We start from the raw sequence: 21,264 nt of genomic DNA, 5'->3' as shown, positions 1-21,264 counted from the left end.
GGGTTGGTCAGGCGGGGCTGACCTCGGGCTTCGCCGTGGCGGCCGGGGCTTCGTCGGTGGCGGGCTCCTGAGCGTCCAACCGGCGCATCAGGACGGCGTACCCGATCGCCGCCACCGTACCGATGACCGCGCACATGCCCCACAGCCACTCGGCGCCGAAGCGGTCGATGACGAGGCCGGACATCAGAGGCGCTACCAGGGCCGCCACCGACCAGGACAGGGTGTACATGCCCTGGTAGCGCCCCCGCCCCTGGGTGGGGGACAGCCGCACCACGAGACCGGTCTGGGTGGGCGCGTTCAGCATCTCGCCCAGCGTCCACACGCACACCGTCAGCGCGAAGACGCCGACCGAGCCGGCGAAGGCGGTGAGCCCGAAGCCGTAGCCGGCGAGCAGGGACGAGACGACGAGGATGCGGGCCGGGTCCCGGCGTTCGATGAACCGGGTGACCGGGATCTGGAGCGCGACGATCAGCACCCCGTTGACGGCGAGGGCGAGCCCGTAGTCGGCGGGCGAGAACCCGGCCGTGCCCATCGCCACCGGCAGTCCGACCGCCCCCTGCTGGAAGACGAGGGCGACGAGGAAGGACAGCCCGACCACCCCCATGAAGCGCCGGTCGCGCAGCACCGTCCCGAGCCGGACCTCGTCGCCGCCGCCCTTCCCCGTGCCGGTCTGCCGGGGCGGCCGCGACTCGGGCAGCTTCACGAACACCACGACCGCGCAGACGGCCGTCATCCCGGCCTCGATCAGGAACCCGGCGAGGTAACTGACCTCGGCGATGAACCCGGCGGCCATCGAGGAGACGGCGAACCCGAGGTTGATCGCCCAGTAGTTGAGGGAGAAGGCGCGCACCCGGTCCTCGGGCCGGACGATGTCGGCCATCATCGCCTGCACGGCGGGCCGGGAGGCGTTGGAGGCGGCGCCGACGAGGAAGGCGACGCCGGCGATGGCGACCGGGTGGTGCATGAACCCGAGGAGCGCGACGGAGGCGGCCGTGGACGCCTGCGCGACGAGCAGGGTGGGCCGCCGCCCGAGCCGGTCGGTCATGACCCCGGCGCCGATCGACGAGACGACCCCGCCGAGGCCGTGCAGCGCGGCGACCAGACCGGCGTAGGTGGCGGAGTACCCGCGGCCGAGGGTGAGGTACAGGGCCATGAACGTGGCGACGAAGGCCCCTAGCCGGTTCACCAGCGTGCTGGTCCACAGCCACCAGAACTCGCGGGGGAGCCCGGAGACGGTTTCTCGGGTGGCGCGTCTCAGGGCGGCGACGGACATGCGGAATCCCCCACGGAGGTAATCGGATGTAGCCCGGATGTAAGAAGCCAAGGCGGCGAACGCAACTTACAAGCGGGCCGCTCCGCGAGGCCACTCAATTAACAGATCCCGTCAACCGTCCGCTCCTCGGGCGGGGGGCACGCCCGGCCGAAGCCTTGGATTAGGCTCGGACGCATGGCCGACGCACCGTACAAGCTGATCCTCCTCCGCCACGGCGAGAGCGAGTGGAACGCGAAGAACCTGTTCACCGGCTGGGTGGACGTCAACCTCAACGAGAAGGGCGAGAAGGAGGCGGTCCGCGGTGGCGAGCTCCTGAAGGACGCCGACCTCCTGCCCGACGTGGTCCACACGTCCCTCCAGAAGCGAGCGATCCGCACGGCCCAGCTGGCGCTGGAGTCGGCCGACCGCCACTGGATCCCGGTCCACCGCAGCTGGCGCCTCAACGAGCGCCACTACGGCGCCCTCCAGGGCAAGGACAAGGCCCAGACCCTCGCCGAGTTCGGCGAGGAGCAGTTCATGCTGTGGCGCCGCTCCTACGACACCCCGCCGCCGCCTCTCGAGGACGGCACGGAGTTCTCCCAGTCCGACGACCCGCGCTACGCCACGATCCCCCCGGAGCTCCGCCCCCGCACGGAGTGCCTCAAGGACGTCGTCGTCCGCATGCTCCCCTACTGGTACGACGGCATCGTCCCCGACCTCCTGACCGGCCGCACCGTCCTCGTCGCCGCCCACGGCAACTCGCTGCGCGCCCTCGTCAAGCACCTCGACGGCATCTCCGACGCCGACATCGCGGGCCTGAACATCCCCACCGGCATCCCGCTCTACTACGAGCTCGACGCCGACTTCAACCCGGTGACGCCGGGCGGGAAGTACCTGGACCCGGAGGCGGCTGCGGCGGCTATTGAGGCGGTCAAGAACCAGGGCAAGAAGAAGTAAGCCGTATTGATCAAGCCCCCTGCCTGCGGTTTCTCCGCCGGCAGGGGGCTTCGGTGATGGTTGGCCGTCTCTGTGCGTCACGGGCGCCGTCGAATCCGCCAAAGCACGGGCTCGCGCGCCCTATGCGTCAGCCTACCCGCCTCGTAATTTGGCCGCGTGGGATGGTTAACGATGATCAGTACTTTGAGCGGGGGCGTGCTCGGGGTCAGTTCGACGCTGGTCGTCGAAGCTTTTCGCAGCAAGCGAGATCAAAAGCTCCGGCACTTGGAACTGCGTCGTACCGCGTACGTCCGCTACCTCACTGCGCTGACCGACACGGAGACAGCACTGCAAACGCTTGCCTTGAGCCGCCCCACACCAGTCGCGAATGGCGAAGTGGTGGCAGCCTTTCGCTCGCAGGGCGTCATAGCAGCAAGGTACGAAGTGTTTTTGGTGGCACCACCTGTTGTCTACGACGCTGCGCGTGACGCCTACAACCTGCTGAGAGCTCAACGAGTTGCCATTGCGACGACAGATGTTGCCGTGGGCGACGATTCTTCCGAATGGCAGGCTCTCCATATCCCGTACGACGTCGCCTTCCGTCACCTACGCGCTGTCATGCGCGACTCACTGGGGTCTGCCGGGAACTGACTGCCGTCCGGAATGCGCGACTGGACGCACCCGTACTTCGGCCACATCGAGGCCGCCCGCCCCGCTTCGCGTACACCACCGTGCCACGACTCCCGTTTCCCGCCGCGCAGATCGTACGATCGACACGAGGTGAGGGGGCCCGTGGACGACTTCCAGCTGCGCAACCCGTACGACTACCGCAACCCGGTGCGCGATGCCGCCGTCTTCGCCGGTCGGGCCGAGGAAGTATCGGCGATCCAGTACGAGCTGGCCCAGGCAGGGGTCGACCAACCGTCGGTCTGCATCGCACTGCACGGTCCCCGGGCGGCCGGGAAGACGAGCTTGCTCTACGCCACGGAACGGGTGGCAGCGGCACGGGGGCTGACGACCGCGCGGGTGGAGTTGATCGAGGGTGACGGGGAGCCCGTCACGTTCTTCCGGAAGCTGTACGACGAGTTGATCGCGGCTGTCGTGGCAGCGGCCGAGCGGAGCGGGAAGCCTCTCCCCTTCGACGTCTCGGCCGTGCGTCGGGTCATCGCCGGGGCCGGCGACGTGGCATCGGTGTCGCCGCTCCAGTTCCCGGAGGCGGTGGCGCTCGCGGGGCCCGGAGGGCGGGTGCCGGAAGCGGCGCTGCGGACCGATCTCAACTTCTTCGTGCGGTGGCTCGGCCACCCGATCGCTCTGCTGGTGGACGAGTCCCAGCTGATCGTCGAGGACGCCCAGGCGCTGTCGGTCCTGCGCTTCCTCACCACCCGGGTCGACGGGCTGGTCCTGGTGCTCGCGGGGACGTCCGGGCTGATCGACCGGATCATGGACGTGCACTCGCCGATTCTGCGGCAGTTCCAGAAGTTCGAGATCAGGGGGTTCGCCGAACGGGACGACGTCTGGGACTGCATCGTGCGCCCGCTCCACAACGCCGGCATCTTCGGACTGGGCGACGACGAGCTCGTGTCCTCCCTGAACCAGCTCACGGACGGCAACCCGTACGAGATCCAGCTGTACTGCCACGAGATGTTCGCCCGCATGCAGCGCGGTCTCGCCGACGACCTGGAACTCACGCCCGAGGTGCTCGAGGACATTCGGCGGCGCATGGAGTCGGGCGGCAGTGACGTCCTCGACCGTCCGCTGATCCGGGCCGTGCGCGCCATGAATCCGCGCGAGTTGATCGCCTTCAACATTCTGACCTCGGCACTGGGGTACGCGACCGCCGACGAGGCATGGTTCGCGTACTGCATGACCGGGGCACCGGAGATCACCCGCGCCGAGTGCGACGAGTTCCGCGACGCGCTGGTGGCGCAAGGCATCCTCGCACCGGAGCAGCACCTTCGATTCGCCATCGACACGGAGCTCTTCGACGAGATCTACGCACGACTGTGGACGGCCGTCACCCTCGGGAAGGCGCCGCACGCCCGGGCCATCACCAGCCGGACCGATGTCCGGAGCATGCTGGTCGACCAGTTGTTCGGCCTCCTGCGGGGCTTCGCCGACGAACGTCTGCAGATCTACCCGACCTTCGGCTCCCAGATGAACGCGGAACACGTCGAGCAGAGCTTCCGCGCCCTGGAGACACTGCCCGCCGCAGGACCCGACAGCGTCCCGGCGGTCGATTTTCTCCACTACGCGATCCTCAGCGCGGGTGAACCCGCGGCCCTCGACGTCACCACCGTGACCTGTACGTACGGCGACCACACGGTCCAACGCTGGCTGTTCGCGGCGGACAGGGACGACATCGCGTTGGCGCGGACCGCCGACTTCAGGGTGGCTGCCGACCGGGTCGAGAAGCTCGGCGGCCGGCTCACGGCCGAGCGGGTTCGCCTTCCTCTGCGATCCTGGCCGGCCGAGAGCTGGTTCCGGACGGCCACGGGGAACCTGCGGACCGAACTGGCGAAGAACCATCTCCTGGTCGCCTACGACGCGTACGAAAGCGGTGACGTCACCCGCGCCTGGACCCGGTTCCAGTCGTCCTTCGCTCTGGACCCGGGCTGGGAGGAGGCCAACTGCCTGACCTACCTCAGCCTCGCGACCGGCAGCCGGGACAACGCCCTCAAGTGGTCCCGTCACGCTCTCGGCCTCGCCGAGAAACCGTGGGACCGCGCGCTGAGCCACTACAACGCCGCCATGGCCCACCTCCTGGACGACGACAAGGACAGCGCGGTACTGCAACTCGCCCGCTCCGCCGAGGTGTTGGACAGCATCTCGATGCCCACCCACCTGATCCACTACCTGTTGCTGCCGGATCCGGCAGAGCCCCGCAGGTTACGCGAGGAGAAGTCCGTCGACCTGGTCGAGGCGGTGCGGCGCGCCCGTGCCGCACTGGGAGTGCCACAGGATGTGAGGCGGGAAGAGGCACCGGACACTGACCCGCAGACCCAGGCCCAGGCCCAGGCCCAGGCCCAGGCCCAGGCTCAGACCCAGGCCCAGGCCCAGGCCCAGGCTCAGGCCCAGGCTCAGGCCCAGGCCCAGGCCCAGGCCCAGGCTCAGGCTCAGACCCAGGCTCAGACCCAGACCCAGGCCCAGGCCCAGGCCCAGGATCAGACCCAGGCCCAGGGTCAGACCCAGGCCCAGGCCCAGTCCCAGAGCAAGTCCCAGTCCCGCCCCGATACGACGGCACGCGCCGCTCGGCCCCCGGTCGTCCTGTCCGTGGCCACCGAGTGGACCTCCTCCCACGGCGGCCTCAGCACGTTCAACCGTGATCTGTGCGTGGCGTTGGCCGCCGCCGGCGCGCAGGTGATCTGTGTGGTGCTCGACGCCAAGGACGTGGACATCGCCGAGGCCGCCGGGCTGGGGGTCGACCTCAGGAAGGCCCGCGAGGGGGCGGGGGCCTCCCATGACCTACGGCTCGCCGGCCGGCCCGAACTGCCGGACGAAACGGTGCCCGACCTGATTCTGGGGCACGGCCGGATCACCGGGCCCGCGGCGCAGGCACTGGCCGAGAACCTCTTTCGCGACGCCCGTCGCCTGCACTTCGTGCATATGGCTCCGGACGAGATCGAGTGGTACAAGCCGGCCCTGGACGGCGGTGCGGGCCGGAAGGCCGAGCAGCGGACGGACATCGAGCGGGATCTCGGCAGGACCGCCCATCGCGTGGTCACCGTAGGGCCTGGGCTGCACGACGAGTTCCTCGCCGAGATCAAGAGTCCCGCAGGGCTTTCCCCGCTGCGCGTCGATCCGGGGTTCGACACCCGGCTGCCGGGTGCGGAGGATCGCGTACCGCCCGAAGGAAAACCCCGGGTCCTTCTGCTGGGCCGCGTCGAGGACGCCGAGCTCAAGGGTGTGCCCCTCGCCGCCGCGGCCTGCGGCAAAGTGGAACGGTGGCTGCGCGGCGAGGGCCTGTGGCACATCCGGCTGCTCGTACGCGGTGCCCCGGAGGCCGACGTGGACGAAGCACGTCAGGAGATCCTGGCGTGGGCGGCGCATCCCGGACTGGATGTCGTGGTCCGCGCCTACACATCGGAGCGGGACCGTATCGAGAACGATCTGAACAGTGCCAGTCTGGTGATCATGCCGTCCCGGAAGGAAGGATTCGGCTTGGTCGGTGTCGAGGCCATCACACGGGGCATCCCGGTTCTCGTCGGCTCGGACAGCGGACTGGCGGCGCTGCTGCGGGAGAAGCTCGGGCTGGTGCGGGCGAGCCAGTGCGTCGTCGAGGTGTCGGGCGAAGACGAGGAGGACACCGAGCGATGGGCGCGGGCCATCGAAAGAAAGCTGCGGGATCGCGAGGCCGCTTTCAGCCAGGCCGCGCTGCTGCGTGACGAACTGGCCCGGCAGGTGACGTGGGCGGACGCGGCCGCCGTGGTGCTCGGCGAAGCCCTGGACCGCTGAGCGACAGCGCCTCACGGCCCGAACGCGGCCGCGGAGACCTCGCGTTCCAGCTCCGCCCGGTGGAACTCGTACGTCCCGATGCCGGAGATCTTGATCAGCACACAGAAGCGTTCCAGCGAGGAGAGTCGCCCGGCCACCCGTGCGTACTCGCGCCGCAGAAAATGGATCGCGGCGAGGTTGGCCACCGACGTCTGCCCGGACACCAGGAAGACAGGGCTGCTGGACTCCACGGGCGTGAACTTCGCCACCAGGGCGTACTCCTGGTTGCCGCGGTCGAAGAGGTACTTCTCCCCGCCGACCTCTATGGCCACCGAGTTCGGGCGAGTCCCGTCGTAGGGATGGACGGTGACCCCGGGCAGATGTGCGGCCAGATGTCCGCCGGTACGGATGTTGGCGCCCCCGGTGGGTCCGCCCACACAGAACTCGGTGCGGTCCCCGTTGCCGCCGCGGAAGTCACCGGGCTCAACGGTGACCTCGCAGCCCAACTCGCCTGCCAGTAGCGACAGTTCGATCGCCGCACGCACATCCCGGTAATGCGCGGTGCCGGGCGCGTTGTACTTGTTGCCCAGCACGATCAGGCAGGTCTGCCCCGGCCGGACGCCGAAGAACGCGGCCCGCCGGTTCACCTCGCGTGTGCGCTTGGCCCGCTCCCACAACCAGACGAAGACACCGCCGAGCAGGCTGGTCACCAGCCCGATCCCGATGTTCGCGACCACCGACAGAATCGCGTCCCCCTCTCCCCGCCCGCCATCGTGTCATGACCACGCGCACCGACACAGGTGGCGCATCGGATCGGCCAAGGCAAAGGCAAAGGCCAAGGCCGAGGCCGAGGCCGAGTGCCTACGGCTCTCCGCGGGACCGCCTCACCCCTCCGACGCGATCCCGCAGACCGACCCGCTCCTGTCTCTAGCCCTGCCCCTGAGCCTCCCCCTCCGCGACCGCGATCGTGATGCCGAGCGCCTTGGCGATGTTCCCGGCGGCCGTCATGACACGTGCCGTACCCACCACCGGCGCGATGGCGACCAGCACGTCCTGCACCTGCTCGGCGGTCAGCCCGGCCTGGATGGCGGGGTCGATGTGGGCGACGTACGAGATCGGCGGGGCGTCCGAAGCGGCGAGGGCCGCGATGCGGGTGAGCATGAAGGTCTCCGGGACCAGCCCGCACCGTTCGACCGAGTCGACCGTCATGGCGGCCAGGGTGTCCATTACCGGGGTTTCAGATGCTGTGGCCATGGCAGCTCGTCTCCTGTGAGGTCGTGAGGGAAGCCGATGTGGCGGAAGTCCGTGTGGAGGAATCCGTGAGGGTAGTGGCGCCAAGTCGACGTGAAGGAAGTCGACTTGAGGGAATACGAGTCGAGGGCAGTCGACGGGCGGGGACACCGTGGGGCGCCTCACCCGGCGCAGCGCTCACCGCTCGACCGTAAGTCCGTTTGCCGTAGATCGCCTGTCGAGGAGCGCGCCCCGGGGACTGCTTCCGACTCGTCCGATACGGCGTTCCCGAGCAGGGCAAAGGGCGCCGGCGCACACGGCAGAGGGCCCCGGCGCATCCACCGCACCGGAGCCCTCAGCGTCGAGCCCTCACCGTCGTACGAGAGTCCTCACCCGCACTGGCAAGGATTCCCCGACTGGCACCCGCACCCGCACCCCGAGCCGCAGCCGCAGGCACCGAAGAGCGGGAGGCTCCTGACGTCGGCGGGCTGCTCGGACGGGCGTTCCCGGGTGGGGTCGGGGGTGGTACCGGGGGTGCTGGGGGTGCTGGGGGATTCGGCCATGGATCCTCCTCGAGGCTGGAGCCTGTGCCCATTCCATGCCCGCCCCCCTGGGCGCATCAACGGCGCACAGAGGCTCACGCACGCCCCGAGCCGGCCTTGAACAAGCCCCGAGCCGGCCTTGAAGAAGCCCCAAGCCGGCCCTGAACAAGCCCCGAGCCGGCCGGAACAAGCCCCGAGCAAGCTCCGCCCCGGCCCCGGCCCCGGCCCCGACCCCGCTTCGGCCTAGGCCCCTTCCACCCCCGCCGCCGGCTGGATGTCCGGCTGGATGTCCGTCTGCAGCTCGTCCGCGTGCTCACCCGTCACCAGGAACACCACACGCTTGGCCACGGCCACCGCGTGGTCGGCGTAGCGCTCGTAGTAGCGGCCGAGCAGCGTCACGTCGACCGCCGTCTCGATGCCGTGCTTCCAGCGCTCGTCCAGCAGGTGCTGGAAGAGGGTGCGGTGCAGGAGGTCCATCGCGTCGTCGTCCTGCTCCAGCTGGAGCGCGAGGTCGACGTCCTTGGTGACGATCACCTCGGCCGCCTTCGCCATCAGACGCTGCGCGAGCTGGCCCATCTCCAGGATGGTGGCGTGCAGGTCCTGGGGGATCGCCCGCGCCGGGTAGCGCAGCCGGGTGAGCTTGGCCACGTGCTGGGCCAGGTCGCCCGAGCGCTCCAGGTCCGCCGACATACGCAGCGACGTGACGACGATACGGAGGTCCGTCGCCACCGGCTGCTGGCGCGCCAGCAGGGCTATGGCCCGGGCCTCCAGGTCGTGCTGGAGGTCGTCGACCTTCTGGTCGGCCTCGATCACGCTTTCGGCCAGCTTCAGGTCGGAGTCGAGGATCGCCGTCGTGGCGCGCCCGATCGCCGACCCGACCAGTCGGGCCATCTCCACCAGACCGTCGCCGATCGAGTCCAGTTCCTCGTGGTACGCGTCCCGCATCAGGGTCCCTCTCTTACGTCTGCCTCGGGGGTTCCGGGCCAGGAGACTGTCCTACTTGTCCGCCTGCTGTCCGGCCTGCTGTCCGGAAAGTCTTACCGTCCGGACCTCCGACAGTAAGACCGTCGTGAAAACGACAGTAGGACTGTCGTGAAACCGCCAGTGTGATCCCACGCCAAACCACCTGTGCGAACCCCACACGTCGACTATTCGGGCCCTACGCGTCCGTTTCCGCCACCCCAAATGAACCACCACTGGCTCCAAGGTGAACTCTGGGCGACGAGTGTTCGAGCTCGCACTCCGACGGCTGTGGCCACTGCCCGCGTCATGCCTAACCTGGGTGCATGGACGTGAACGCGGCGGTCGCCGCAGCGGCAGCGATAGCCGGGGTACTCACCGGCGTCATCGCCATGCTGGCGTTCCGCTGGAGCGAACGCGACCTGAAGCGACCCACTCGGACCTCCCTGCACACCGACCCCGTCCTGCCGCCCGGCGTGGACACGGTCCTGTCGGTGCTGCGCTCCTCCGCCGTCGTCCTCGACGAGGGGGACGCCGTGGTCAAGGCCAGCTCGGCGGCGTACGCCCTCGGTCTGGTGCGCGGCGGCAAGCTCTCCGTGGAGCCCATGCTCCAGATGGCGCGGGACACGAGACGGGACGGCGAGATAAGGCAGGTCGAGCTGGATCTGCCCCGACGCGGTACCGGACGCGGCGATGCCCTCGCCGTGTCCGCGCGCGTCGCGCCCCTCGGTTCCCGCCTCGTCCTCCTCCTCGTCGAGGACCTCACCGAGGCCCGGAGGATAGAGGCGGTGCGGCGTGACTTCGTCGCGAACGTGAGTCACGAGCTGAAGACGCCGGTCGGCGCGCTCTCCCTTCTGTCCGAGGCCGTCATGGACGCCTCCGACGACCCGGAGGCCGTGCAGCGCTTCGCCGGCCGGATGCAGATCGAGGCGACCCGCCTGACCAGCCTGGTGCAGGAGCTCATCGACCTCTCCCGGGTGCAGAACGACGACCCGCTGGAGGACGCCGAGCCGGTCCGCGTCGACGAGCTCGTCGCCGAGGCCGTGGACCGCTGCCGGCACGCCGCCGGTACGAAGCAGATCACCATGGCAGCGGGGAGCACCAGCGACGACCTCAGCATCTGGGGCAACCGCGGCCAGCTCGCCGCCGCGCTCGGCAACCTCGTCGAGAACGCCGTCAACTACTCGCCCGCCCGCACCCGCGTCGGCATCGCCGCCCGCCGGGTCAGCGCCCCGGGCGGAGACCTCATCGAGATCGCCGTGACCGATCAGGGCATCGGCATCTCGGACAAGGACAAGGAGCGCATCTTCGAGCGCTTCTACCGCGTCGACCCGGCCCGTTCCCGTGCCACCGGTGGCACCGGCCTCGGTCTCGCGATCGTCAAGCACGTGGCCGCCTCGCACAGCGGGGAGGTCACGGTGTGGAGCTCCGAGGGACAGGGCTCCACGTTCACCCTGCGGCTGCCGGAGGCGGGCGTGGCCCGCGACCGTGGGCAGCAGCACCCCGATCTCGACGACGAGGCCGGGCACTCCGCCGGATCGAATCCCCGCAGATCCACTGCTTCACCCCCTGAGCCAACCGCGTACGAAACGCTTTCCGCCCCGGAGGTCCTTCCGTGACCCGTGTGCTCGTCGTCGAGGACGAGGAGTCCTTCTCCGACGCCCTGTCGTACATGCTCCGCAAGGAGGGCTTCGAGGTCGCCGTCGCGACCACCGGGCCCGACGGACTCGACGAGTTCGAGCGCAACGGCGCCGACCTCGTCCTCCTCGACCTGATGCTGCCCGGCCTGCCGGGCACCGAGGTCTGCCGCCAGCTGCGCGGCCGCTCCAACGTCCCGGTGATCATGGTCACCGCCAAGGACAGCGAGATCGACAAGGTGGTCGGCCTGGAAATAGGAGCCGATGACTACGTCACCAAGCCGTTCTCCTCGCGCGAGCTCGTCGCCCGTATCCGGGCCGTCCTGCGCCGCCGCGGCGAGCCCGAGGAGGTCACCCCGGCCGCCCTGGAGGCCGGCCCGGTCCGCATGGACGTGGACCGCCATGTGGTCACGGTCTCCGGCTCCAAGGTCGACCTCCCCCTCAAGGAGTTCGACCTGCTCGAGATGCTGCTGCGCAACGCCGGCCGCGTCCTGACCCGCATGCAGCTCATCGACCGCGTCTGGGGCGCCGACTACGTGGGCGACACCAAGACCCTCGACGTCCACGTCAAGCGCCTGCGCGCCAAGATCGAGCCGGACCCGGGCGCGCCCAGGTATCTGGTGACGGTGCGCGGTCTGGGCTACAAGTTCGAGCCGTAAACCGCTGTAAACAGCCGTAAACCGTTGTAAACAGCCGTAGACGTCAGAGGCAAGGCGTACGACAGAGGGCGGGGCCCCGGATGATCCGGGGCCCCGCCCTTTTCTACGGCTCCACAGGCGCCGTACGGCAGCTCAGTGACCGGCAGCCGACTGCGAGGCGCTGTCGGACGGCGTCGCCGCGCCCGCGCCCGCGCCGGTACCGGCCTCGGTGCCGGCGCCCGGCGTCTCGCCGGCGGAGGCCGAACCGGTCGGGGTGGCATGGGTGCCGCCGGCCGGGGTGCCGGTCGGCGAACCGCTCGGGGAGGCCGACGTGCCCGGCGCCGCCGGGACCTTGCTCGGGCCCCAGCTCTCGAAGTAGTGCTCGGCCGGGACGACGAAGGCGCGCAGGCTCACGTCACCGGTCTTGCTGAAGGTGAAGGTGATCTTCTGGGCGTTGCCGTCCTGGATCGCCTCACGGCTGCCGGGCAGCGTCGCGGAGGCGTTGTCCTTGCCGCCGATGATCAGCGAACCGCCGGCCGGGATGGTGAGGCTCCCGCCCTTGGCGGGCTTGAGCTCGGCACTCTTGCTGGTGCCGTCCACCTTGATCGAGTCCAGCGTCTGCGCGGTGCTGCCGGAGTTGAACAAGGTCGCGGAGACCGCGGCGGGGCCGGTCGACTCCGGGTCGGGCTGGGTGATGACGATGGCGTTCTGGATCTTGATGTCGCCCACGGAGGTCGCCGCGTTGTCCGGCTTGATCTCCAGCGTCTGGCTGTTGTTGCCGGCGGCGCACGCACCGAGCGACGTGATCGAGAACGCGATGGCGGCCGCGGCGAGGGCGCCGCGTCGAAGGCTGCTGCTCACGGCGGCGGCAACTCCTTGACTTGAACGGAGCGGGCTGCATAAAGCCGCCCTAAGTATCTGTCAGCGGCCTTAGGTTACCGAGCCGTTCCCGCGCGACCGCACCCGACCCTCCCCTGGGCGCCCAAGTGCCGTCGAAGTACCTCTTCCACCACCCGTCCCTTCACCCACAGGTGGCCCGGGAGTCACATTGCCCCGGGGCTCGTCCCGCATTCACATAAGCCCCCTCGCAAGACCCCCGCAAAATTTCCGTGAAGGAATGCGCGACCTTCTCCGAAATTGATCACCGACCGTGCCCCCGACCTGGCTGTGATCAATTCCGGAATCGTCCGGGACCTGACTCCGGGACGCCGAACGGAGTAGCGAAAGTCGCACGCCTGGAACCGGACATATGTGTACGTTCGGCCAATCGGAGGTGCCTCCGGATGCGTGTAACGTGCGCGTTTCACCTCGCCCGTAGAGCCGCTCCGACCTGCGAATACCTTCTTCCACTCGGCCCGCGAAGCACGTTCGTGTTGGACTTGTCAAGCCCCGAGATATGCCCTGACCTGCGAAAACGCCATTCAGAACCCGCAGTTTCCGTGTTACCCTGGATAGCCACGGAAGGGGTACCTGTCACATGACGTTCAAGGTTGGCGACACCGTGGTCTATCCCCATCACGGGGCCGCGCTGATCGAGGCCATCGAAACTCGCCAGATCAAAGGCGTGGACAAGACCTACTTGGTGCTGAAGGTCGCCCAGGGTGACCTGACGGTACGTGTGCCAGCGGACAATGCGGAGTTCGTCGGCGTGCGTGATGTGGTCGGTCAGGACGGGCTGGACCGGGTCTTCGAGGTGCTGCGCGCGCCGTACGCCGAGGAGCCCACGAACTGGTCGCGTCGTTACAAGGCAAATCTGGAGAAGCTCGCCTCCGGCGATGTCATCAAGGTCGCGGAAGTCGTGCGTGACCTGTGGCGTCGTGAGCGCGAGCGTGGACTCTCCGCCGGTGAGAAGCGCATGCTCGCCAAGGCCCGCCAGATTCTGGTGAGCGAGCTCGCCCTCGCGGAGAACACGAACGAGGACAAGGCCGAGGCCCTGCTCGACGAGGTCCTCGCGTCCTGACGCGGTCCGTCCGCCTCAGTTCAGCACACACTGCTGTGTTGCTTTAAAAAAGTGCCGCGGTGCCCGATGACGTTTTTACTGTCGCCGGGCGCTGCGGCATGTTCGCTTGACGACGCGGTGCATCCGTCTCGCGGTGCGTCCATCTCGGGGGCGCCCCCGATACTTGATGTGCCGGGTCCGGGCAGCTGGCTCGACCGTTGTCACGGAAGGGTTCGGTCAAGCCGTCCCACCCGGCACGCTGAGGCCATACCCACGTAGGCAGAGCACACAAACCTGACAGGAACCGATGTCTGACGTTTCGCGTCCTTCGCCCACGGGTGCCCCCTCCGAAGGTCGTACCGGGGCCCGTACCGCCGTGGTGATCCCGGCCGCCGGACGGGGCGTACGCCTGGGTCCCGGCGCCCCCAAGGCGCTCCGCGCGCTGAACGGCACGCCCATGCTCATCCACGCCGTCCGCGCGATGGCCGCCTCCCGCGCCGTCTCCCTCGTGGTCGTCGTGGCCCCGCCCGACGGCGCCGCCGAGGCCAAGAGCCTGCTCGATGCCCACGCGCTGCCCGAGCGCACCGACTTCCTGGTCGTCCCCGGCGGTGAGACCCGCCAGGAGTCCGTGAAGCTCGGCCTGGACGCGCTGCCGCCGGACCACGACATCGTGCTGGTGCACGACGCGGCGCGCCCCCTGGTCCCGGTGGACACGGTGGACGCGGTGATCGAGGCCGTACGGGACGGATCGCCGGCCGTGGTGCCCGCACTGCCGCTCGCCGACACCGTCAAGGAGGTCGAGCCGGCCACCGTCACGGGCGAGCCCGAACCGGTGGTCGCCACGCCGCGGCGCGCCCGCCTCCGCTCCGTACAGACTCCCCAGGGTTTCGACCGCGCCACGCTGATCCGCGCCCACGAGACCGTGACCGGCGACGTCACCGACGACGCGAGCATGGTCGAGCAGCTCGGCCTGACGGTCGTGGTCGTGCCCGGCCATGAGGAGGCCTTCAAGGTCACCCGCCCGCTGGACCTGGTCCTGGCCGAGGCGGTCCTGGCGCGCCGGAGGCTGAACGATGGCTTCTGAGCAGCTTCCAGTGCTGCCGCAGGTCGGCATCGGCACCGACATCCACGCCTTCGAGGAGGGCCGCGAGCTGTGGTGCGCGGGCCTGAAGTGGGAGGGCGAGGGCCCCGGCCTCGCGGGCCACTCCGACGCGGACGTCGTCGCCCACGCCGCCTGCAACGCGCTCTTCTCGGCCGCCGGCCTCGGCGATCTGGGCCGGCACTTCGGCACGGGGCGGCCCGAGTGGTCGGGTGCGTCGGGGGTGACCTTGTTGACGGAGGCCGCCCGCATCGTCCGTGAGGCAGGCTTCCGGATCGGCAATATCGCCGTACAGGTCGTAGGCCCGCGCCCGAAGATCGGCAAGCGCAGGGACGAGGCTCAGAAGCTCCTGTCGGAGGCGGCGGGGGCACCGGTGTCGGTGTCGGGAGCGACGACGGACGGGCTGGGGTTCCCGGGCAGGGGTGAGGGCTTGATGGCGGTGGCGACAGCGCTGGTGGTGCGGGTCGGCTGAGAGGGTGGGGCTCCTAGCGCAGGGGGAGTGTGCCAACCCAGGGGCGCGGGGCTGTATCAATATGCGGCTCCGCCGCGTGGGCGCGACCAACCCCCACCGGCTCGCACCCGACAATCAAGGCACTGCTCCACGCACCCCCACCGGCCTACTACCCTATGTGTCGTGACGATTCGCCTGTACGACACCAGCGCCCGGCAGATCCGTGACTTCACCCCGCTCACGCCGGGCTGTGTCTCGATCTACCTCTGTGGCGCCACCGTGCAGGCCGCGCCGCACATCGGGCACATCCGCTCGGGGCTGAACTTCGACATCATGCGCCGCTGGTTCGCCTACCGCGGCTATGACGTGACGTTCGTCAGGAACGTCACGGACATCGACGACAAGATCATCGCCAAGTCCGCCGAACAGAACCGCCCCTGGTGGTCGATCGGCTACGAGAACGAGCGCGCCTTCACCGACGGCTACACCGCCCTCGGCTGCCTCCCGCCGACGTACGAGCCCCGCGCCACCGGCCATGTCACCGAGATGGTCGAGATGATGCGCGGTCTCATCGAGCGCGGACACGCCTACGAGGCGGACGGCAGCGTCTACTTCGACGTCCGGTCGTGGCCCTCCTACCTGGAGCTGTCCCGGCAGGACCTCGACGAGATGCGGCAGCCCGCCGAGGAGGGCATCTCCGGCAAGCGGGACCCGCGTGACTTCGCGATGTGGAAGGCCGCGAAGCCGGGCGAGCCCGACTGGGAGACGCCGTGGGGGCGCGGGCGCCCTGGCTGGCACCTGGAGTGCTCGGCGATGGCGCACAAGTACCTGGGCTCCGCCTTCGACATCCACGGCGGCGGCCTCGACCTGATCTTCCCGCACCACGAGAACGAGATCGCGCAGGCCAAGGCCTACGGCGACGAGTTCGCCCGGTACTGGGTGCACAACGCGTGGGTCACCATGAGCGGCGAGAAGATGTCGAAGTCGCTCGGCAACAGCGTGCTCGTCTCCGAGATGGTCAAGCAGTGGCGCCCGATCGTCCTGCGCTACTACCTGGGCACGCCGCACTACCGCTCCACCATCGAGTACAGCGAGGACGCCCTGCGCGAGGCCGAGTCGGCGTTCGCGCGCATCGAGGGCTTCGTGCAGCGCGTGGTGGAGAAGGCGGGTGACGTCGAGCCGTCCGCCGAGGTGCCGCTCGCCTTCGCCGAGGCGATGGACGACGACCTGGGCGTCCCGCAGGCGCTCGCGGTCATCCACACCACGGTCCGGCAGGGCAACTCCGCCCTGGCCGCCGACGACAAGGAAGCCGCCGTGGCCCGCCTCGCCGAGGTGCGCGCCATGCTCGGCGTCCTGGGCCTGGACCCCCTCGACGCGCACTGGGCCGGCGAGACCGACCGCGGCGAAGATCTGCACGGCGTGGTCGACAGCCTGGTCCGGATGGTCCTGGACCAGCGCGAGGCGGCCCGCTCCCGCAAGGACTGGGCCACCGCGGACGCCATCCGCGACCAGCTGGGCCAGTCCGGCCTCGTCATCGAGGACAGCCCGCAGGGCCCGCGCTGGACCCTCGGCCCGCGCTGACCGAACCGGTCCGCCGGAAGATCGATTGTGCCGCCCGGGCCTCCGGGCGGCACACTGCATAGACGTACATTCGAACGCTCACGACAGACAGGTAGGTCATGGCCGCGAACAACCGCCGCATGTCCGGCAAGAAGGGCGCGCAGGTCGGCAGTGGCGGCCAGCGACGCAAGGGTCTCGAAGGCAAGGGCCCGACGCCGCCCGCCGAGATGCGCAAGAAGCACAAGAAGAACCGCATCGCGACCGCCAAGGCGAAGCAGGCCGCGCGCCGCCCCGCGCCGCGCGGCCGCGGCGGCAAGGGCACGTCCGAGATGGTCGTCGGCCGTAACCCGGTGGTGGAGGCCCTGCGCGAGGGCGTCCCGGCGTCGACCCTCTACGTCCAGCAGTTCATCGACAACGACGAGCGCGTCCGCGAGGCCCTCCAGCTCGCCGCCGACCGCGGCGGCATCAACCTCATGGAGGCCCCGCGCCCCGAGCTGGACCGCATGACCAACGGCCTGAACCACCAGGGCCTCGTCCTCCAGGTCCCGCCCTACGAGTACGCCCACCCCGAGGACCTCGCCGCCGCGGCTTACGACGAGGGCGCCGACCCGCTGATCGTGGCCCTGGACGGCGTGACCGACCCGCGCAACCTCGGCGCCGTCGTCCGCTCGGTCTCCGCCTTCGGCGGCCACGGCGTCGTCGTACCGGAGCGCCGCGCGGCCGGCATGACGGCCGGTGCCTGGAAGACGTCCGCCGGTACGGCGGCCCGCACCCCGGTGGCTCGCGCCACGAACCTGACCCGGGCGCTGGAGTCGTACAAGAAGGCGGGCCTCGTGGTCGTCGGCCTGGCGGCCGACGGCGAGGCCGAACTCGGTGACCTTCAGGCCCTGGAGGGCCCGGTGGTCATCGTCGTCGGCAGCGAGGGCAAGGGTCTGTCCCGCCTGGTCGGCGAGACGTGCGACTACCGCGTACGCATCCCGATGCCGGGCGGCGCGGAGTCGCTCAACGCCGGTGTGGCGGCCGGGATCGTCCTCTACGAGGCGGCTCGCCGACGCGCCTGAACAGACATCCGCGGCGTCACCCGTGCGGGTTAATTCTGGTGACAGTGGTGCGACCTGCGCATCTTTGACGGGGTCCGGACAGATCGGACCGGTCAAGGCAGTGTCCAAACCACACGTCACTCGGTTAGTTGAGTGTGGACACCAGAACACCCCGCACACCCACGGGGGACCGCTCGTCGGGATACGACGACGCTCCCGCGCTGAGCATGGTGAAGGTGCCGAGCGATCCGGCGCAGATCATCGTCAATCACGCGAGTTTCCGCGTGTTGTTGAACGCGTCGACCGGGCGTAGCAAATCCCCGCGGATCACACGGCACTTGAGCGCCACCGAGGACACCGCCCGTATCCCCGCCGTCAACGCGGCCGGCAGAGCGGGAGCGGCCACCGGCGCCCGCCGCCGGGTCGCCGTCTGGAACGGCACGTCCGCGCCGGACGACACCGGCGCCCACCGGCTGCTCCAGGCCGTGCGGGACGGCAGCGTCCGCCACGGCGACGAACCGCTCCCCGGTGGCGGGGGCACCCAGGTCATCCCGCGAGTCGACGTCGGTGGCGGCTACGACGGCGGCTACGACGGCGGCTACGACGACGTGTTGGAGCAGACCGTCGAGACGCCGATCGTGGGCGCGCAGCGCACGCACGAGTCGCTCGAGGCACGGCTGCTTCCGAACATGCGCACGGTCGAGAGCGCCTACGACGAAGAACTCGCCTACGACGACGAGGGTTTCGCGGACGAGACCCACGACCCCAACGGGCCCGACACCCCGCTCAGGCGATCCGGCGACGACCCGGCGCGGCACGCCTACTACCCCGGCCGCCGCATGAACCTCGGCGTCGTACTCCTCCCCCTCCGGGTCTTCCTCGGCTTCATCTCCATCTACGCCGGCATGGGCAAGCTGTGCGACCCCGTCTACTTCGACGGTGGCAAGCGCGGCTCGATGGTGAAGTGGCTGAACACGCTGCATCCCTGGGAAGTGGCCGAGCCCCTCCGCCAGTTCGCCCTAGAGCACCCGGTCGGCTCCGGTCTCGTTATCGCCTTCTTCCAGGTCATCGTCGGCGTACTGACGGTCCTGGGCTGCTGGCAGCGAGTGGCCGCGGTGGTCGGTGCCCTGCTCTCCACCGCGCTCCTGGTCACCGTCAGCTGGAAGAGCGTCCCGGTCTACGACGCCCCCGACATCATCTACCTCGCCGCCTGGTCCCCGCTGATCATCGCCGGTGCGCCCGTCTACTCGATCGACGGCCGCTTGGCCGGCATGGCCTGGCGCCGCCTCGGACCCCGCTCCGACATCTGGGAGCTGCGTCAGTACGTCCTGCGCCGTGGCGCCCTGGTCACGGCGATCGTCATCGGGCTGACCCTGCTGATCGGGTCACTGCTCGGCGGTGCGGTCCGCGACGCCGACCGTGTGGTCGTTCCCGGACCTGGGGAGGCTCCGCGCAACGAGCTGCCCGGTTCGCCGCTCCCGCAGGAGCCCGGTCAGCGGCACCGGAAGACGCCGTCGGCCTCCAACTCGCCCACGCAGGGGGCCACGTCGGGGGCTGCCACGCCGTCGGGGGCCGCTACGACGCCGGGGGCCACGAGTGAGGCGGGCGCCGGGGGTGTCGGTACGCCGAGTCAGACGCAGGGGACGGCCGGGCAGGCCCCGCCCCAGCAGTCGACGCCGGCCGACGAAGCTCCCAGCACCAGCACCGGTCCGACCTCCGGGGGCCCGTCCTCGGGTGGCGGCTCGACGGGCGGCTCGTCCCCCGACGAACCGGGCCTGGTGGGCGGCCTACTGGGCTGACCTCCCCCCACCCCCGATGGGCCCCGGAACCCTTTCCGGGGCCCATCGCCATTCGCCCCCGCCGCCCCTACCCGTCCCATCCCCAGGAGCTCCGCCCCTTCGACCCCGCCAGGGGGCTGCGCCCCCTGGACCCCCATCGGCCTTCGGCCTCGTCCTCAAACGCCGGACGGGCTGGAGGGGGGGGGCTGGGGATGGTCTTGTTCGCGGACGCCGGACGGGCTGGAGGGGCCTGGGGTGGCGTCGTCCTCTGCGGGGGACGGTCTTGTCCTCGGACGCCGGACGCCACAGAGGCCGCTGGACGGCGTACCCCCCGGCGCGGCCCCGACCCACCCAGCTCACCGAACCGCGCTACGCGCACCCCCACCGGACAGGAACGGGCCGCCGCAGGTATCCCCCGCTCACCTGCCCAGCGCCGCCAGTTCCCTCGCCGCCTCCGTGAGGTCCTTCGCCGTGTCGATGGCTCGCCAGTAGGCGCCCTGGGGGATGGGGAATCCGGACAGGCGGCGTTCGCGTGCCAGGTGCGGGAACGTGGTGCGTTCGTGGTCGCCGCGGGCGGGGAGCAGGTCGGCGAACGTGGAGGAGAAGACGTAGACACCGGCGTTGATCTCGAACGTCGACGGCGGGGCCTCGATGAAGTCGGTGATGTGCCCGAAGCCGTCGGTCTTCACCGCGCCCCACGGAATGCGCGGCCGCGCAAGCGCGAGCGTGGCGACCGCGTCGCGCTCGGCGTGGAAGTCCGCCATGTCGCGCAGCGAGAAACGGGTCCAGATGTCGCCGTTCGTGGCGTACCAGGGCTGATCCGGGTGCGGAAGATGCGCGGCCGCGTACTTCAGGCCACCGCCCCGCCCGAGCGGCTCCGCCTCGACGACCGTCGTCACGCGGACCGGCAGCTCGGCCGACTTCAGCCAGTCCTGCAGCACCTCGGCGAGATGCCCGCAGCTGACCACGACGTCCGTCACACCCTCCTCGGCCAGCCAGGCGAGCTGGTGGCCGATGATCGGCGTCCCCGTGCCGGGGATCTCGACCATCGGCTTGGGCCGGTCGTCGGTGTACGGGCGGAGCCGGGACCCCTGGCCCCCGGCCAGGACGACGGCTTGAACGGGGCGGGACGCGGCGTTCGGATCAGTCATGACCGAACTGTACGCGGCGCCCCGCTCGCGGCATCGGGCCGACAACCGTTCTCCAAGAGCCCGCCGGTGACCATCCGCTAGCTGTGCGCCGCGGCCACGCCCGAGGCGAACGCGGTGTCGCAGACGGGGCGGGCATACGACTGCGCCCGCGTCGGACCGTACACACGGACCGCGGCGCGGCCCAGCGCGCGGGCGATCGAGGCGCAGTGCCGCGTCAGCGACGGGCGCTCGTCGACGGCCTGCTGGAGGTGGGTGAGGGCGACGCCGGGGTTCTTCTCCTGCAACTCGGTCAGGAGCTGATCGCGCAGCACGTCCTGTGGCGCGCGGGGGACGGCGTTCTTCCCCTTGCCCGCGGAGACGTCGGTCGCGGTCAGCACCGAGTCCGAGGGGTCCCCTGACCAGTTGACCCGGGTGACCGCGAGCGTCCCGGAGAGCACCAGGAAGACGGGCAGGACGAGGGCGAGTGTGCGGCCGAGCTGGCGGGCGGGGCCCCGGTGGCCGCGTCGTGTCTGTTGGGTGGTGGAGTGCTTCACGCGAGTGAGGGTAGCGTTCGGTGCTGATATGGCGACATTTAGTCACCGGTTCGGGGGATGAAGAGGCCCTCGTTTTTGGGTAGCGCG

At 70.0% G+C, this 21,264-nt stretch carries 18 protein-coding genes; 11 read left to right on the top strand and 7 right to left on the bottom strand.

All coding sequences use genetic code 11. The features are described 5' to 3' along the window. Window positions 1-7: 7 nt before the first annotated feature. Window positions 8-1,273: an MDR family MFS transporter gene (locus AQJ67_RS36465; RefSeq protein ID WP_062723776.1), complete on the bottom strand. Its 1,266-nt coding sequence runs from the start codon at window positions 1,271-1,273 to the stop codon at window positions 8-10. Between the two features lie 174 nt (window positions 1,274-1,447). Here AQJ67_RS36465 and AQJ67_RS36460 point away from each other — a divergent pair, with 174 nt between their 5' ends. The 3 genes from AQJ67_RS36460 to AQJ67_RS36455 all read left to right on the top strand — a co-directional run bounded on the left by AQJ67_RS36460 (window position 1,448) and on the right by AQJ67_RS36455 (window position 6,640). Beyond that, complete coding sequence (locus tag AQJ67_RS36460) at window positions 1,448-2,209, top strand: phosphoglyceromutase (RefSeq protein ID WP_062723775.1); 762 nt, start codon at window positions 1,448-1,450, stop codon at window positions 2,207-2,209. Window positions 2,210-2,380: 171 nt separating this feature from the next. Further along, window positions 2,381-2,839, top strand: coding sequence for a hypothetical protein (locus AQJ67_RS47955; RefSeq protein WP_159058900.1), 459 nt, complete (start codon window positions 2,381-2,383; stop codon window positions 2,837-2,839). Between the two features lie 141 nt (window positions 2,840-2,980). Next, window positions 2,981-6,640: a glycosyltransferase family 4 protein gene (locus tag AQJ67_RS36455; protein WP_062723774.1), complete on the top strand. Its 3,660-nt coding sequence runs from the start codon at window positions 2,981-2,983 to the stop codon at window positions 6,638-6,640. 11 nt (window positions 6,641-6,651) lie between these two features. Here the strand turns inward: AQJ67_RS36455 and AQJ67_RS36450 are convergent, their stop codons facing one another. The 3 genes from AQJ67_RS36450 to phoU form a co-directional block, all read right to left on the bottom strand. Further along, entirely contained in the window at window positions 6,652-7,356 is a 705-nt protein-coding gene (locus tag AQJ67_RS36450; RefSeq protein WP_062723773.1) for a hypothetical protein, read from the bottom strand. A 190-nt stretch (window positions 7,357-7,546) separates the two neighbouring features. Then, on the bottom strand, window positions 7,547-7,873 hold the full coding sequence (locus AQJ67_RS36445) for a carboxymuconolactone decarboxylase family protein (protein WP_062723772.1): 327 nt from the start codon (window positions 7,871-7,873) through the stop codon (window positions 7,547-7,549). 761 nt (window positions 7,874-8,634) lie between these two features. Further along, a complete protein-coding gene (phoU, locus tag AQJ67_RS36440; RefSeq protein ID WP_062723771.1) occupies window positions 8,635-9,336 on the bottom strand; it encodes a phosphate signaling complex protein PhoU in 702 nt (233 codons plus the stop codon). A 341-nt stretch (window positions 9,337-9,677) separates the two neighbouring features. On the opposite strand from phoU, the gene phoR reads away from it, so the two are divergent. Both phoR and phoP read left to right on the top strand, forming a co-directional pair. Next, the gene (phoR, locus tag AQJ67_RS36435; RefSeq protein WP_062723770.1) at window positions 9,678-10,970 is read left to right on the top strand and encodes a two-component system sensor histidine kinase PhoR; all 1,293 of its coding nucleotides are present in this window, start codon (window positions 9,678-9,680) and stop codon (window positions 10,968-10,970) included. A gap of 5 nt (window positions 10,971-10,975) precedes the next feature. Next, window positions 10,976-11,647, top strand: a complete 672-nt coding sequence (gene phoP / locus AQJ67_RS36430; RefSeq protein WP_004000192.1) for a two-component system response regulator PhoP — start codon at window positions 10,976-10,978, stop codon at window positions 11,645-11,647. A gap of 132 nt (window positions 11,648-11,779) precedes the next feature. On the opposite strand, the gene AQJ67_RS36425 is transcribed toward phoP, so the two are convergent. After that, a complete protein-coding gene (locus AQJ67_RS36425) occupies window positions 11,780-12,487 on the bottom strand; it encodes a copper chaperone PCu(A)C domain-containing protein (protein ID WP_062723769.1) in 708 nt (235 codons plus the stop codon). 616 nt (window positions 12,488-13,103) lie between these two features. Between AQJ67_RS36425 and AQJ67_RS36420 the strand changes: the two genes are divergently transcribed. The 6 genes from AQJ67_RS36420 to AQJ67_RS36395 all read left to right on the top strand — a co-directional run bounded on the left by AQJ67_RS36420 (window position 13,104) and on the right by AQJ67_RS36395 (window position 19,514). Further along, window positions 13,104-13,586 (top strand): CarD family transcriptional regulator, encoded by a 483-nt coding sequence (locus AQJ67_RS36420; RefSeq protein WP_003953493.1) that lies wholly within the window; start codon window positions 13,104-13,106, stop codon window positions 13,584-13,586. Between the two features lie 286 nt (window positions 13,587-13,872). Then, window positions 13,873-14,649, top strand: coding sequence for a 2-C-methyl-D-erythritol 4-phosphate cytidylyltransferase (gene ispD / locus AQJ67_RS36415; RefSeq protein ID WP_062723768.1), 777 nt, complete (start codon window positions 13,873-13,875; stop codon window positions 14,647-14,649). Next, window positions 14,639-15,136 (top strand): 2-C-methyl-D-erythritol 2,4-cyclodiphosphate synthase, encoded by a 498-nt coding sequence (gene ispF, locus AQJ67_RS36410; protein ID WP_062723767.1) that lies wholly within the window; start codon window positions 14,639-14,641, stop codon window positions 15,134-15,136. The genes ispD and ispF overlap by 11 nt, the downstream gene beginning before the upstream one ends. 162 nt (window positions 15,137-15,298) lie before the next feature. Beyond that, the gene (gene cysS / locus AQJ67_RS36405) at window positions 15,299-16,696 is read left to right on the top strand and encodes a cysteine--tRNA ligase (protein WP_062723766.1); all 1,398 of its coding nucleotides are present in this window, start codon (window positions 15,299-15,301) and stop codon (window positions 16,694-16,696) included. Window positions 16,697-16,794: 98 nt separating this feature from the next. Continuing rightward, entirely contained in the window at window positions 16,795-17,736 is a 942-nt protein-coding gene (gene rlmB, locus AQJ67_RS36400) for a 23S rRNA (guanosine(2251)-2'-O)-methyltransferase RlmB (RefSeq protein WP_062723765.1), read from the top strand. A 134-nt stretch (window positions 17,737-17,870) separates the two neighbouring features. Then, window positions 17,871-19,514 (top strand): DoxX family protein, encoded by a 1,644-nt coding sequence (locus tag AQJ67_RS36395; RefSeq protein WP_079056398.1) that lies wholly within the window; start codon window positions 17,871-17,873, stop codon window positions 19,512-19,514. Window positions 19,515-19,912: 398 nt separating this feature from the next. Here the strand turns inward: AQJ67_RS36395 and AQJ67_RS36390 are convergent, their stop codons facing one another. Beyond that, complete coding sequence (locus AQJ67_RS36390; RefSeq protein ID WP_062723878.1) at window positions 19,913-20,644, bottom strand: nucleotidyltransferase family protein; 732 nt, start codon at window positions 20,642-20,644, stop codon at window positions 19,913-19,915. Window positions 20,645-20,721: 77 nt separating this feature from the next. Then, window positions 20,722-21,177 (bottom strand): hypothetical protein, encoded by a 456-nt coding sequence (locus AQJ67_RS36385; protein ID WP_062723763.1) that lies wholly within the window; start codon window positions 21,175-21,177, stop codon window positions 20,722-20,724. Window positions 21,178-21,264: the final 87 nt, after the last annotated feature.

Source organism: Streptomyces caeruleatus, assembly GCF_001514235.1.
Classification (GTDB): domain Bacteria; phylum Actinomycetota; class Actinomycetes; order Streptomycetales; family Streptomycetaceae; genus Streptomyces; species Streptomyces caeruleatus.
The sequence above is the reverse complement of the archived record's forward strand: the minus strand, read 5'-3'. Positions and strand labels throughout refer to the sequence as shown.